A 12,869-nucleotide genomic window follows, 5' to 3' on the forward strand; every position below is an offset into this window, starting at 1 on the left:
AAAATTTCCAAAAGGTGAATGCATGAACAGAGCAGCGTTTCACGCAGCCCTGCGTGATCCCGCGCCGGGTGTTTTCAAGACCTATTCTTCAAAGCAGTTCGAAAGCGCGGAAGCGATCGTCCTGGAGGGGCGACGGCGCGCTGTGAGCCTTTGCCATCTGGCCGCAATTCTCGCGGAGGCCCATCACGAAACGGGCGGCGCAATGCGACCGGTCGAGGAGAACCTGAACTACTCGGCAAGGCGGCTTACTCAAGTGTGGCCGGCCCGGTTTCCGACGCTTGCAAGCGCCGAGCCCTATGCCGGCAATCCGCGCAAGCTTGCAAACCGGGTCTATGGTGGGAGGCTTGGCAACGTCGAAGACGATGACGGGTGGGTCTTTCGCGGGCGAGGGCTTGCGCAGATTACCGGTCGCGCGAATTACGGAAAGTTTGGCCTGGTTGAAACGCCGGATCGAGCCTGTGATCCGGCGACAGCCATTCGCATCCTCTTCGACGGCATGGAGCGCGGTCTCTTCACCGGCAAGCGGCTGACCGATTTCGACACGGACGATAGCCGGTCGGTGGCCGGGACCGGTTACCGTTATGCGGCCTCGCGCGCGATCATCAACGGCGACATCAGGCAGAACGGCCCGAAGATCGAGGCTTATGGCCGAGCGTTCGAGGCGGCGTTGCGTGCGGCCGGCTATGGGCGCGAGAGCGCTTCTTCCGATCCGGCCGTCGTTGTGGTCCTACGGCCCGGCGGGGTCGAAAAGACGCCCGGCGCGGAAGGCGTTAACGCGTCGCAAGGGGCCAAATCCAATCGCCTGCGCCGTCTCATCGAGGCGGCGGTCGCGTTTCTTGCGCGGTGCGCGAAATGAGTGCCGTCGTCATCCGTATCCTGTTGCGATATGGCGCGGGCCTGCTCGTCGCCAAAGGATTGTTGGCACCGGACGCAGGGCTGGTGCTCGCCGACGATCCGGACGTGCAGATGCTGATCGAGGTGGGTATCGGCCTTTGTGCGGGCCTCCTCTCCGAGTGCTGGTACGTGCTGGCGCGACGCCTTGGCTGGGCGAAGTGATGTTTGCCTGGCCAAAGCTCCTCCTCACTGGCCTCATCCTCGCAGGTCTCGTCTGGCTCATCCACGAGATCCGCGCGGACGGCGCCCGATCTTACGCCAATGCCATCGAAAGGCAGAACAATGACGCTCAGAGCCGCGCTCGCGAGAAGCGCCTTGATTACGATTCCTGCCTTGATGCTGGTGGGGTGTGGGACTTCGCGTCCGGCCAGTGTTCCAGGGCTGCGCGCCGTGGTCGGGACTGATCTTGTCGGCGCGCGCGGAGCGTCGCCGGCCGACCAGCGCCGGATCGACCGCACGGTCGTCGGCCTTTGTGCCGCGGATATCTGGACGGAGGCCGAATGCGCGAAGCACGGGGGCGACGATCATGTCGCAGGCTGAAATCGATATCGTCGTTCATCGCCAGTTGGGAGAACTGGTTGCCGGCATGCGCGGCCTGCAGGAATCCATTCATCGGATCGAGGATGGTGCCAGGCGGGCCGAGGACAAATCTTCTGCCAGTCAGGCCAGCGTTCACCGGCGCATGGATCAGCTTGCCGAGCGGGTCAACGAACTCGAAGCATCGGCCTCAGCTATCGGCGCCGAGATCTCGGACATGAAGCCCGTGACCGATGATGTCAGGCGGTGGAAGCTCATGGGCATCGGTGCTCTCGGGGTGACGGGCATTGCAGCGATGGCGCTCGGCGTGAGCTTTGCCGAAGCGATCCGGCGGGTCGTGTTCGTGATCGCCGGAAAAGCCTAGCGCTGAGGGCTGCTGGTCCCACCCCCTTTTTCAAAGTGCCGCGCACCCGAAAGGGTGCGCGGCACTTTTTGCGTTTGGTGCCCCAAAGAGGCTTGATGATGATCACACGGCCGGTATCGGGCTTGCCGGAGCGCCCAGGGCGCGTCCGCTCTCCGAAACCGAGAAGCGAAGGCGATACTCCTTCGGTGACAGGCCCAGGATCTTGCGGAAGATCTTGCGGTAGGCGTTGGTGTCGTCATAGCCGCTCTGCCAGGCAACCTGCTCGATCGAGAGATGTGAGCGCTCAAGGAGGTCGCGGGACTTGGCGATCCGCAGCCGCTGGCAATATTCGGTCGGGTTGAAGCCCGTGGCCTTCTGGAAGCGACGCAGGAAAGTGCGGTCGCCGAGCCCCGCGCGCTCGGCCATCATCTGCAGCGTCACGCCCTTGGTATTGGCGCCGTGCAGCCAGTGCTGGATCTTCAGAATGATCGTGTCACCGTGATCGAGCTTTGGCGCGAAGACGCTGTAGTAGCTCTGCTCGCGCGCGCCGGGGTCGATGATCATATAGCGTGCAGTCGCCAGCATGACGTCGGTTCCGAGGAACCGGTCGACGAGTTTCAGGCCGAGGTCGATCCAGGCCATCATGCCGCCGGCGGTGATGATGTCGCCCTCGTCGATCAGCAACCTGTCGGTGTCGACGCGGATATCGCTATAGCGGTTGGCGATCAGGTCCTGGTGCGACCAGTGGGTGGTGATGGTGCGGCCGGCGGCAAGCCCGGATTCCGCCAGCAGATAGGCGCCGCCGCAGACGGAGCAGATCGTCGTGCCGCGCTGATGCTGTTCCCGCACGAAGGCGGGCAGGGCGCCGATGCGCTCGCCGACCGGCAGATCGGAGAGCGTCGGCGGCAGGATCAGCGCCACAAGGCCTGATGAGGCCCCCTCGTGGGTGTCGCGCGATTTTGCCACCGAACCGTCTTCCTGAAGCTTCCAATGGCTGATGCGGATCTGCGGCGCGTCCCTACCGCTCTGTTCGACCGACTGCATGCTCGCCACCTGGAACATGTCGGTCAGCCCATGGATCGCCGACATCAGGGCGCGGGGATAGACGACGATGCCGATCTCCGCCGGCTCGCTTGTCGATCGTTTTGTCACTTCTGCCCCCATCGTTGTCAGCTTTGCCGGTCGAGAGGTTAGGCCCGCCGATTTATCAATTCAACCATCGCTTCCACCGAATGGAAGCAGGGCAACAGAGATCGAAGAGGTGAGGACAATGACACAGGCAAAGACAGTTTCCGCAAGCGTTTCCAACAGCATCTCCCGCCGCACGGTTCTCTCGGCCGCCCTTGGCGCTGCCGCCACGGCAGTCGCGGTCCATGCCATCAACACGCCGGCCAAGGCCGCATCCAACACCGCAGCAACCGCCGGCGCGTCCGGCACGAAGGGAGCAAACACCGTGGGCAGCCGCATCATCACCCGCGATGGCGTCGAGATCTATTACAAGGACTGGGGTCCGAAGGATGGACCGGTCGTCGTGCTCAGCCACGGTTGGCCGCTGTCGTCGGACAGCTGGGAAGCGCAGGCCTTCCACCTTGCGGCCAACGGCTTCCGCGTCGTCACCCATGACCGTCGCGGCCATGGCCGTTCGTCGCAGCCCTGGGACGGCAACGACATGGACCATTATGCCGACGACCTTGCCGATCTGATCAATGCGCTCGATCTGAAGGACATCTTCCTCGCCGGGTTTTCGACCGGCGGCGGTGAGATCAGCCGCTATATCGGCCGCCATGGCACCAGCCGGATCGCCAAGGCCGGTTTGATCTCGGCGGTGCCCCCGCTGATGGTCAAGATCGACAACAACCCCGGTGGCCTGCCGAAGGAAGTCTTCGACGGTTTGCAGGCGGCGAGCCTCAAGGATCGCTCGAAGCTCTACCGCGATATCGCGTCCGGTCCGTTCTTCGGCTTCAACCGGCCGGGTGCGATTGCCTCGCAAGGCATGATCGACAGTTTCTGGCTGCAGGGCATGATGGCCGGCCACAAGAACACCTACGACTCGATCGTCGCCTTCTCGCAGACCGACTTTACCGAGGACCTGAAGAAGTTCGATGTGCCGACCTTGATCATCCATGGCGACGACGACCAGATCGTGCCGATCGATGCGGCGGCGAGAGCCTCGAAGACGCTGGTGCCGCATGCGGAGCTCAAGGTCTATGCCGGCGCACCGCACGGCATCACCGATACCCACAAGGACCAGCTCAACGCCGACCTGCTCGCCTTCGCCAAGGCCTGATGGTTGTTCGCCGGTGCCGCCCGCAGGCGGCACCGGCGCCCTTTGTCGAACGCTCCAGCCAAGGATCAGAGCCATGACCTCTTCCCAAAATCCCACCGATGCTTCCGGCCCCGATCGTCGTGAATTTCTTGCAGGTTCCAGTGCGGTTGCCGCTGCCGCCCTTCTCCCAAAAGGTGCCTATGCCGCTGACATCAGACGTTTCCGGCATGGCGGCTTCGATATCTCGGTTGTCAGCGATGGTTTCATCATGCTGCCGGTCAGCATCGTTCTGCCGGATGCAACGGCGGAAGAGCGGCCGGAGATCATGCGCCGTCTTGGCGGCACGCCGGAACGCGCGCCGTTTCACACCAACATTCCGGTCATTCGCAGCGGCGACGATCTGATCGTGGTCGACGACGGCTCGGGCACTCGGTTTCAGGAAAGTGCCGGCAAGCTTCACGCCAACCTGCTCGCAGCCGGCATCGACCCGAGCGCTGTGACGAAGGTGGTGCTGACCCACGCCCATCCCGATCATGCGGGCGGTACCGTTGGCGCCGATGGCAAGCTCACCTTTCCGAATGCGCAGTATTTCGTTTCGGAGGGAGAATGGCAGTTCTGGACCGATCCCAACTTCGAAAAGGCGATGCCGCAGGTGCTCCATGGCTTTGCCAAGGGCGCGCAGCGCGATCTCTTCGCGGTCAAGGACCGGCTGACTCTGGTAAAGCCCGGCGACGAAATCGTCAGCGGCATGCAGGTGCTCGACACGCGGGGACACACGCCCGGCCATATCTCGCTTCAGCTTTCCGGCGGTGACGGCGCGGGACATGAGGGGCTGGTGATCACGGGCGATGCGGTCACCAGCAACATCGTCTTCTTCGAGCATCCCGATTGGCATTTCGGTTTCGACACGGATGCAGACATGGCCTTGAAAACCCGCAAGGCCCTGATCGACCGGGCGGCATCGGAGCGGCTGGCGCTGCTTGGCTATCACTGGGCCTATCCGGGTATCGGGCGGGCCGAGCGCAACGGGGCGGCCTATCGTTTCGTAGCGGCGCAATGATCGCTGGAGCCGGTCATCGCTGGGACAGCTGACGGGCACGCCTCCTGCGAGGCGCGCCCGCTTCTTTGCTTTCAGAGAGCCAGTTCGCTGTCCTTGATGTCGCTGATCGGCGAAAGGAAGGGCAGCTCGAGCGGGCGCAGATCGCTGCGTTTGGCGGCGAGCCGCGGCCAGTCGGGATTGACGAGCGCACCGCGGCCGAGCGCGATCATGTCGGCACCGGCTGCCATCACCTCCTCGGCGCGGGCGAGATCGTGCAGGCTGCCGTTGGCGATGAGGAAAAGGCGCGGCGCGTGGCGGTGCGCCAGCGCGACGAGCGAGGCGTCGCCACCCTCGAAGGCCGGCTGCCAGGCTTCGAACTCGGTCACGTGCACGAAGTCTGCCGGGCTTTCGGCGAGCGCCGCGAACACGCGGGCAGCACCTTGTTCGCGTTCTGCCCATTTGTGCCTGAAGTCGTTGACCTTACCCTGGGAGAGCCGCAGCCCCAGCGGCACGTCGGGGCCGATCGCAGCGCGCACCGCCTTCAGCACCTCGAGCGACAGGCCGAGACGCTGAACGATATCTCCGCCCCAGCGATCCGTCCGCCGGTTCGAAAAGTCCGTGAAGAACTGGTCGAGCAGGTAGCCGTTGGCGCCGTGGATCTCGATGCCGTCGAAACCGGCAACCTCTATCGCAAGGCGAGCGGCACTGGCGAAACCCTCGATCGCCTCGGCGATTTCGGCGTCGCTGATCTCGCGCGGCAGGGCATAGGGTCCGTCGCCGTGATAGCCGGTCATCTGGCTGCCCTGCGGGCGCACGGCGGAAGGGCCTACTGTCTCGGGCCGGTGCGGATTGCCCTGTGCCAGCGCGCCGCCGTGCATGAGTTGCGCGAAGATGCGCCCGCCTTCCGCATGGACCGCCTCGACGATGGGCCGCCAGGCGAGGGCCTGTTCCTGGTCGGTCAGGCCTGGCTGGTCCTTATAGGTCTGGGAATAGGCCTTGTCGGTGTAGATGCCCTCGGTCGTGATCAGGCTGAATCCGCCGCGGGCGAAGCGCTGGTAATAGCGCCGCATGCGTTCATTGGGCACGCCGGCCGGAGAGGCGCTGATGCGGGTCATCGGCGCGACCGAGAGGCGATTGACGAGGTCAAGCCCCTTGAGACGGGTGCCGGTAAAGGCGGGGGACGCGATGCCAAATGGTGCGTTCATGTCACTTGCCTCCATCGAGCGCGATCGCTTCGATCTCGATCAGCGCGTCCGGTGAATAGAGCGAGGAGACCTCGATGATGCTGTCGGCCGGATAGGGGGCTGAAAACCACTTGCGGCGCAGTTCGATGATTTTTCCGAAATTTTCCATGGAACGCAGGAAGATCGTGACCTTGACGATCTTGTCGAGCCCGGATCCCGCGGCCTTCAGCGCCCGGTCGAGGTTACGGAAGGCCTGTTCGGCCTGGCGGTCGAAATCGCCGACACCGACCAGATTGCCGTCGTCGCCGATTGCCGCCTGACCGGAGACGAAGACGAAGCCATTGGTCTTGATTGCCTGGGAAAGCAGGAAGGGTGCATAGGGATCCGGCTGGGTGACGACCTGTTCGAGAGACATGGGATGTCCTTTCATGCTTGAGATTTTCTCAGCTTGGCGCTGTTGCCTTGGCTGTTGATCCCAATATGCTAGGGCAAGCATCGGCTGACAAAGAGTGATTTCTCAGCCAATGGATGAGGTGAATTCATCTATGAGGATGGAATGAGGAAGTTGCCGCCGCTCGGTGCACTCAGGGTTTTTGAAGCGGCCGCGCGGCGGATGAGCTTCAAGCTGGCGGCCGAGGAACTGAACGTTTCTGCCACTGCCGTCAGCCACCAGATCCGACAGCTGGAGGAGATTCTGGAGGTCAAGCTCTTCGAGCGCGAAACACGGCAGGTGCATCTGACGGCCGCCGGCAAGGCGCTGTTTCCGGTGCTGCGCGATGGGCTCGACCGTTTCGAGCAGGCGATTGCCGATGTACGCCGCCAGCAGGCGGGCAAGGTGGCGCGCCTTACCTCCACCGTCGCCTTCGTTGCCAAGCGGCTGGCGCCGCTCGCCGGGTCGTTTCGTGAGGCCTATCCGGACTGGACCTTGCGGCTCGACGCCTCCAACAGGACGATCGACCTGGAGGCGGATGCGGACGCCGCGATCCGCTTCGGCGGCGGGCACTACCCGGGGCTCGTCACCGAGCCTTTGTTTGCCGATCGTTTTGCCCCGGTTTGCGCGCCGAGACTGGCGCCGGCAAGTGTGGCTGATCTCAAACGGGAAACGCTCATTCACTTCGACTGGGGCCCGTCACGCCGCAATGATCACCGCGCGCCCGTCTGGCGGCAATGGCTGGAGCGGGCGGGCGCGCTCGATGTCGATGCCAGCGCACAACTTTCCTTTACCGATGAGATCCACGCCGTCCAGGCGGCGGTTGCGGGGCAGGGCATCGCACTCCTGAGCCTGACGCTCGTGGCGGACGAACTCGCCTCGGGCATCCTCGTTCAGCCTTTCGACCTGACGCTGGAAAGCGACCGATACGACCTCGTCTACAGTCCGCGCATGGCGGACCGGCCTGCAACTCGCGTGCTTCGCGATTGGGTGCGCGCGCAGTTTAGCGGCGATGCCTGATCCGTGAGGTGATCTCGCTCAGTCGTCGAAGCCGAGGAAGTCCGGCGCCCAACGGCGGCTGGTGAGGCGCAACGAACGGTCGGGCTCGATGATGTACGTCTCGTAGACCTTGCGGCCGTAGGAATCGATGAACTGGTGCGGCACGATGCTGCCGACGGGCGCCTTCTTCAGCTTGGTGCGTGGCTGGCCGCCATAGGTGATGCTGCCGGGGATGGGCTGGAGGTTCGGCGAGTAGCCGTAGGTGAGGTTGGAGGGGCCGGTCGAGGCCGTGCAGCCGCTGAGAAGCAGCACGACGGAGAGGGCGGCAAAAGCGTGTTTCATGTCGGCGATCCTCACATGGCTGGGCCAGGCCTGCATGGCGCTGAGCGTCAGGCGGAAACGCCTTGGACGATCGTTGCCGGTGCGGTCCAGCACTCTCTTCTAAAGTGTAGCGCTTAAACGGAAATTTCCAAGTTCTGTCATGCGGATTCCCGCAAGCAGTGCTTGCAAATGTTCACGGCTTGTCCCAGTTGTGGAAAGCTTGGCCGCGACAGTTGCTGCCAGCTTGCGTGCAACCTAGCGTTCGGGAGCGTTCCGCGCGTTCTTGGGCGCGCCTTGGGGGTGAAATGGCAGCGTGGCATTATACGATCGGGTCGGAGCGACACGGGCCCGTGAGCGACAACAGACTGTTGGCGATGATCGCGCGAGACGAGCTTTCACCGGATGTGCTGGTCTGGCGGCAGGGGCAGGCGGAGTGGACTCCGGCCTGCGACACGGCCGACATCAAGGCGGCCGTCCGCCGCGCGATGCCGGGACCCGGCCCGGCCGCCGACGCGCCGCCGCCATTGCCCGAATATCCGCTTGCGCGGCCATGGCCCCGTTTTCTGGCGCGCATTTTCGACATGCTGGTGCTTTACATACCGGCTGCCTTGGTCGCAACTCTCGCGGCACTCGTGCTGCCGAAGGATATCGTTGATATCGAAATGTTCGCCGCGCCTGGCGCGCTCGATTTTCGGTCCAGCCTTTCGCTGTTGCTGCTGCTGCACCTGTTGATCTTCGCCATTCTGGCGCTGGTCATGGCCGCCTTCGGAACGTCGCTCGGCAAGCTGATCTTCGGCGTGCGCGTCGTGCCGTTGGTTGGTCAGAACCGGCTCGGCTTCCACCTCGAACGCGAATTTACCGTCTGGCTGCGCGGGCTTGCGCTTTCCATCATCCCGGCCTCGATCGTCACCGCGATCCTTCAGTACCGCCGGGTGGCCGAGGGCCAGCCCGCCGGCTATGACGAGCGCAAGGCACGGGTCGAGGGCAGTCCGATCTCCAGTGTGCGGCTTGCCGGCGGTATTGTCGCCATAGCGTTGGCGCCGGTCCTCCTGATCATGTTGCTTACGGTCGGTCTCAACCAGTTCCCTATGTCCAAGAAGGATTTGGAGGTCACGGCGTCGACCCGATGGGTGAACCCGGAAACGCTGGGTGAGGCGCGTTTCGATCGCCCCTTCAAGGCAGATACATTGAAAACGCCGACAAAGGTGAACACCTTTTTTGATGCGCAGGACTCTTCGGTCAGCATGTTCTTCGAATACGACGTCGATGTCGCAACAGGCATCGGCTCGGCGGAGTATGCCAAGCGCTGGGCCACGGACCTCAAGGATCTCTTCACCGTAGCGTCGCCGTGGCGGCCTCTGACGATCGACGGAAAGCGTGCCTATCGCGCAGCGGCCGCGCGGGTCGACAATGCTGCGGGGGATGCCGAGCTCACCTTCGTTTTGAGCGATGCAGGGGCCTGGCGGATTGTTGTTTACGCCGATGCTGCAAAGCTCGCCGATCTCGACATGGAACGAAACGTGACGGCGCTGTTTGAAACGATCGATTGAATGAGGCGCCTGCGCGAACTGACGTGCCGGTTCGCAGCGCATGAATCTATCCGCGCAACGTGCGTGAGGTTTGGGGGAAGAAATGACGCTCTGGCATTATGCTGTCGGCGGCGAGGTAAAGGGCCCGATTGACGAAACGGAGCTCCTTGCTCTGGTCAGGACGGGCGCTTTGGCGCATGACACGCTGGTCTGGCGATCGGGCAGGGGCGACTGGATGCGCATCGCCGATGCGCCCGAACTAATGGCGGAACTCGAACCGGAGCAGCCGGCGAGCGAGGAGGGTCACGAGACGTTGCCGCCGATCCCGAGCCTGCCGCTGGCGCGGCCCTGGGCGCGATTTTGGGCAACGTCGCTCGATCTTGGACTGCTGTTCTATGCGGCGAACCTCATGGTTACCTTTGCGGTTCTTCTTCTTCCCTGGCCGCTTCTGCAGTTCTACTATCAGGAGTGGCGCATCGCCATCCTTGTGGCAGCGGTATTCGCGAGCGCCACGATGGCTGTTCTGCTGCGCGCCGTCATCATGTCGCTGTTCGGCACGTCGCCCGGCAAGGCGCTTTTCGGCATTCGTGTTGTGCAGCTCAACGGGCAGTCCCGGGGGCTGTTCCATCTTAACCGCGAGCTGATGATGTGGCTGACGGGCCTGGCGCTGCATATCTTCCCGCTGGTTTTCGTCACGCTGATCCTGCAATACCGCCGTGTCGCGCACGGCCGGCCCGCTGGTCATGACCGGGGGCGGGCCCGGGTGGAGGGGCGCCGGATTTCGGGGACGCGCTTTGCCGTCGGTGTCGGGGTGGCGCTGCTTACTCCGGTCGCATTGGGCAAGGCCATGGACCCGGCGGCGACCTGGATGGTTGCCGCCCTGACCCCGCCGCCACCCATGCAGACCTTCGTCAATCCAGTGACCGGCAGGCAGGCGACGTTCGAGGCGGCCTGGGTCGTCGAGGATCTCTCGCGCGACAACATGTTCTTTATGATCGGTTCGGATCAGGCAGGCGGCGGCATCTATTTCGGGCACGAGCAGATCCCGGCAACAATCAACGAACGGCAATATGCCGAGAGGCTCGCCGAGCTGCAGGTGAAGGCGGGATTCGAGGCGAGTGCAGACTGGCAGCCGGTGATGATCAACGGCCAAATGGCGATACGCCTGGCGATGAAGTCGATCAAGGAACCGGACACCACCGCCGAGATAACCCTTGCGCTGCGCGGGCGAGACGCCTGGCGAATGCTTACCTTTCTGATGAAGGGCAAGCAGCGGGACGAGGCCATCGATACGCTGGAGACGGCCGTATTCGGGACCATCGAGTAGCGGGGCGGCCCAATAGCTGGGCGGCCACCTTGCCGCCGGGCGACGCCGCGCAATCGATGCGCTTCGCACTCATGCCCAGATTTGTCGCTGAGGTGAATTCCGATTTGCCGAAACATGGGTTACGTCTTGCGTGAACTTCTGCGCGGATCGCGCGTTTCGGCTTTTGTCAGCCGCACGTTCCGTCCCGCCCAGTCCCTTCGCTGAACCCGGATATTGCATGACCGCCGATCAGTCTCTCGCGTTTATCGTCATCGGCGCCATGATGGCCTTCTTCATCTGGGGGCGGTTTCGATACGACGTGATCGCCTGTTCGGCGCTGATGCTGGCGGTCGCCGTCGGTATCGTTCCCTACGATCATGCCTTCGATGGTTTCAGTGACGACATCGTCATCATCGTCGGCAGCGCCCTGATCGTCAGCGCCGGGGTGGCGCGCTCGGGCATCGTCGACGCCGCCATCCAGCGGTTCCTGCCGAACATCTCCTCGGTCCGCGCACAGCTCGCCCTGCTGGTCATCACGGTGACGGTGCTTTCCGCCTTCATCAAGAATATCGGGGCGCTGGCGATCATGCTGCCGGTCGCCTTCCAGTTTGCCCGGCGATCGAATGTTCAGCCTTCCGCCTTCCTGATGCCGATGGCCTTCGGCTCGCTGATCGGCGGGCTCATGACCCAGGTCGGCACGTCGCCGAATATCGTCGTCTCGCGCGTGCGCCAGGAGCTGACCGGCGAGAGCTTCACGATGTTCGATTTCACGCCCGTCGGCGCGACGCTGGCGCTGGTCGGCTGCATCTTTCTGCTGTTTGCCTACAAGCTGGTGCCGCAGCGCACCAGCCAGCAGATTTCCGTGCATTCGGCGATCGAGATCACCGATTACACCTCCGAGGCGGTGGTCGCCGCCGGTTCGCCGGCGATCGGCAAGGCACTCAGCAATCTGGTGAAACTCGGCGACGGCGGTGCCGTCGTCATCGCCATCTTTCGCCGCGGGCTGCACCTGGCGCCGCTGCCCGACGTGACGCTCGAGGCAGACGACATCCTGCTTTTCGAAGGCGGCCCGGGGGCGCTCGATCGTATCGTCTCGCAAGGCAAGCTGAAGATTGCCGGCGACCGCGCGCCGCATGGGCGGGAAAAGGCCGGTGACGAGATCGAGGCGATCGAAGCCGTGGTCGGCAGCGGTTCGCCGCTCGAAGGCATGTCGGCGCAGCGCCTGGCGCTGTTCAACACCCACAATATCAACCTGTTGGCCGTCAGCCGCCAGGGCGAGAGGCTGAAGCAGCGGCTCGGCAGCATTCGCTTAAGGGCCGGCGACATCATCGTGCTGCAGGGTGCACGGCGCGAGTTGACGCACTTCCTCCAGGACTTCGGTTGCCTGCCGCTGGCGCAGCGCGAGATCCTGCTCGGCACCACCCGCAAGGCGCCGCTTCCGCTTCTGGTTCTGGCGGCCGCCATGGGCTCGACGGCGGTCGGTCTCGTGCCGGTGCCGATCGCCTTCTTTGCGGCGGCTCTTGCCATGGTCGTCTTCCGCATCATCCCCTTGCGCGACTTCTATCGCTCGGTCGATGGGCCGATCCTGGTGATGCTGGCGGCGCTGATCCCGGTCAGCGATTCCTTGCGCACGACCGGGGGAACCGATGTCATCGCGCAGTGGCTCGGCACGGTTGCCGCCGGCTTGCCGCCGGCCGGCGCGCTGACGATCATCCTGCTCGCTGCCATGGGGGTGACGCCGTTCCTCAATAATGCCGCGACCGTGCTGGTCATGGCGCCGATCGCCGCCAGCTTTGCCGGTGCCCTCGGCTACAAGCCGGAAGCCTTCCTGATGGCGGTTGCCATCGGAGCGGGTTGCGATTTCCTCACCCCGATCGGGCACCAGTGCAACACGCTGGTCATGGGGCCGGGCGGATACAAGTTCAGCGACTATCCGCGCCTCGGCCTGCCGCTGTCGATCGTGATCGTCATCGTCAGCATCCCGGCGCTGATGCTGGTCTGGCCGCTGCGTTAGGTGTTTG

At 63.8% G+C, this 12,869-nt stretch carries 14 protein-coding genes; 10 read left to right on the forward strand and 4 right to left on the reverse strand.

What is annotated here, in order from left to right; translation table 11 throughout:
• Positions 1 to 22 precede the first annotated feature (22 nt).
• The 4 genes from M2267_RS07955 to M2267_RS07970 all read left to right on the forward strand — a co-directional run bounded on the left by M2267_RS07955 (position 23) and on the right by M2267_RS07970 (position 1,795).
• The gene (locus tag M2267_RS07955) at positions 23 to 856 is read left to right on the forward strand and encodes a hypothetical protein (protein ID WP_429113795.1); all 834 of its coding nucleotides are present in this window, start codon (positions 23 to 25) and stop codon (positions 854 to 856) included.
• Entirely contained in the window at positions 853 to 1,056 is a 204-nt protein-coding gene (locus tag M2267_RS07960; protein WP_192446458.1) for a hypothetical protein, read from the forward strand. Before M2267_RS07955 ends, M2267_RS07960 begins: the two co-directional genes overlap by 4 nt.
• Before the next feature lie 120 nt (positions 1,057 to 1,176).
• Positions 1,177 to 1,434: a hypothetical protein gene (locus M2267_RS07965; RefSeq protein WP_429113797.1), complete on the forward strand. Its 258-nt coding sequence runs from the start codon at positions 1,177 to 1,179 to the stop codon at positions 1,432 to 1,434.
• Positions 1,421 to 1,795, forward strand: coding sequence for a DUF1515 family protein (locus M2267_RS07970; protein ID WP_043621993.1), 375 nt, complete (start codon positions 1,421 to 1,423; stop codon positions 1,793 to 1,795). The genes M2267_RS07965 and M2267_RS07970 overlap by 14 nt, the downstream gene beginning before the upstream one ends.
• Positions 1,796 to 1,897: 102 nt before the next feature.
• Here the strand turns inward: M2267_RS07970 and M2267_RS07975 are convergent, their stop codons facing one another.
• Complete coding sequence (locus tag M2267_RS07975; protein ID WP_429113799.1) at positions 1,898 to 2,926, reverse strand: GlxA family transcriptional regulator; 1,029 nt, start codon at positions 2,924 to 2,926, stop codon at positions 1,898 to 1,900.
• Positions 2,927 to 3,044: 118 nt separating this feature from the next.
• Between M2267_RS07975 and M2267_RS07980 the strand changes: the two genes are divergently transcribed.
• Together M2267_RS07980 and M2267_RS07985 are read left to right on the forward strand one after the other, a co-directional pair.
• On the forward strand, positions 3,045 to 4,061 hold the full coding sequence (locus M2267_RS07980; protein WP_429113801.1) for an alpha/beta fold hydrolase: 1,017 nt from the start codon (positions 3,045 to 3,047) through the stop codon (positions 4,059 to 4,061).
• A 73-nt stretch (positions 4,062 to 4,134) separates the two neighbouring features.
• Positions 4,135 to 5,100, forward strand: coding sequence for an MBL fold metallo-hydrolase (locus M2267_RS07985; RefSeq protein ID WP_429113803.1), 966 nt, complete (start codon positions 4,135 to 4,137; stop codon positions 5,098 to 5,100).
• A gap of 71 nt (positions 5,101 to 5,171) precedes the next feature.
• On the opposite strand, the gene M2267_RS07990 is transcribed toward M2267_RS07985, so the two are convergent.
• Both M2267_RS07990 and M2267_RS07995 read right to left on the reverse strand, forming a co-directional pair.
• Positions 5,172 to 6,284 (reverse strand): NADH:flavin oxidoreductase, encoded by a 1,113-nt coding sequence (locus M2267_RS07990; protein ID WP_429113806.1) that lies wholly within the window; start codon positions 6,282 to 6,284, stop codon positions 5,172 to 5,174.
• Position 6,285: 1 nt separating this feature from the next.
• A complete protein-coding gene (locus M2267_RS07995) occupies positions 6,286 to 6,678 on the reverse strand; it encodes a RidA family protein (RefSeq protein WP_429113809.1) in 393 nt (130 codons plus the stop codon).
• A 141-nt stretch (positions 6,679 to 6,819) separates the two neighbouring features.
• Here M2267_RS07995 and M2267_RS08000 point away from each other — a divergent pair, with 141 nt between their 5' ends.
• Positions 6,820 to 7,713, forward strand: a complete 894-nt coding sequence (locus M2267_RS08000; protein WP_043626635.1) for a LysR substrate-binding domain-containing protein — start codon at positions 6,820 to 6,822, stop codon at positions 7,711 to 7,713.
• Between the two features lie 18 nt (positions 7,714 to 7,731).
• Here the strand turns inward: M2267_RS08000 and M2267_RS08005 are convergent, their stop codons facing one another.
• The gene (locus M2267_RS08005; protein WP_043626645.1) at positions 7,732 to 8,034 is read right to left on the reverse strand and encodes a hypothetical protein; all 303 of its coding nucleotides are present in this window, start codon (positions 8,032 to 8,034) and stop codon (positions 7,732 to 7,734) included.
• A 158-nt stretch (positions 8,035 to 8,192) separates the two neighbouring features.
• On the opposite strand from M2267_RS08005, the gene M2267_RS08010 reads away from it, so the two are divergent.
• The 3 genes from M2267_RS08010 to M2267_RS08020 all read left to right on the forward strand — a co-directional run bounded on the left by M2267_RS08010 (position 8,193) and on the right by M2267_RS08020 (position 12,862).
• Positions 8,193 to 9,563, forward strand: a complete 1,371-nt coding sequence (locus M2267_RS08010; protein WP_429113811.1) for an RDD family protein — start codon at positions 8,193 to 8,195, stop codon at positions 9,561 to 9,563.
• Positions 9,564 to 9,645: 82 nt separating this feature from the next.
• The gene (locus M2267_RS08015) at positions 9,646 to 10,869 is read left to right on the forward strand and encodes a GYF domain-containing protein (protein ID WP_429113814.1); all 1,224 of its coding nucleotides are present in this window, start codon (positions 9,646 to 9,648) and stop codon (positions 10,867 to 10,869) included.
• Between the two features lie 217 nt (positions 10,870 to 11,086).
• Positions 11,087 to 12,862 carry an SLC13 family permease gene (locus M2267_RS08020; RefSeq protein ID WP_043619720.1) on the forward strand — a complete coding sequence of 592 codons (1,776 nt, stop codon included), beginning with the start codon at positions 11,087 to 11,089 and terminating at the stop codon, positions 12,860 to 12,862.
• The last annotated feature ends 7 nt before the right edge of the window (positions 12,863 to 12,869 follow it).

The sequence above is a fragment of the Ensifer sp. KUDG1 genome, from assembly GCF_050434285.1.
Taxonomy (GTDB): Bacteria; Pseudomonadota; Alphaproteobacteria; order Rhizobiales; family Rhizobiaceae; genus Ensifer.

Bases quoted from the DNA above. Each gene is read 5' to 3' on its own strand.
- M2267_RS07980 (WP_429113801.1), top strand. From the start codon at position 3,045: ATGACACAGGCAAAGACAGTTTCCGCAAGCGTTTCCAACAGCATCTCC.
- M2267_RS08000 (WP_043626635.1), top strand. From the start codon at position 6,820: ATGAGGAAGTTGCCGCCGCTCGGTGCACTCAGGGTTTTTGAAGCGGCC.
- M2267_RS07990 (WP_429113806.1), bottom strand. From the start codon at position 6,284: ATGAACGCACCATTTGGCATCGCGTCCCCCGCCTTTACCGGCACCCGT.
- M2267_RS07965 (WP_429113797.1), top strand. From the start codon at position 1,177: ATGACGCTCAGAGCCGCGCTCGCGAGAAGCGCCTTGATTACGATTCCT.
- M2267_RS08005 (WP_043626645.1), bottom strand. From the start codon at position 8,034: ATGAAACACGCTTTTGCCGCCCTCTCCGTCGTGCTGCTTCTCAGCGGC.
- M2267_RS08020 (WP_043619720.1), top strand. From the start codon at position 11,087: ATGACCGCCGATCAGTCTCTCGCGTTTATCGTCATCGGCGCCATGATG.
- M2267_RS07960 (WP_192446458.1), top strand. From the start codon at position 853: ATGAGTGCCGTCGTCATCCGTATCCTGTTGCGATATGGCGCGGGCCTG.
- M2267_RS07970 (WP_043621993.1), top strand. From the start codon at position 1,421: ATGTCGCAGGCTGAAATCGATATCGTCGTTCATCGCCAGTTGGGAGAA.
- M2267_RS07955 (WP_429113795.1), top strand. From the start codon at position 23: ATGAACAGAGCAGCGTTTCACGCAGCCCTGCGTGATCCCGCGCCGGGT.
- M2267_RS08015 (WP_429113814.1), top strand. From the start codon at position 9,646: ATGACGCTCTGGCATTATGCTGTCGGCGGCGAGGTAAAGGGCCCGATT.
- M2267_RS07985 (WP_429113803.1), top strand. From the start codon at position 4,135: ATGACCTCTTCCCAAAATCCCACCGATGCTTCCGGCCCCGATCGTCGT.
- M2267_RS07995 (WP_429113809.1), bottom strand. From the start codon at position 6,678: ATGTCTCTCGAACAGGTCGTCACCCAGCCGGATCCCTATGCACCCTTC.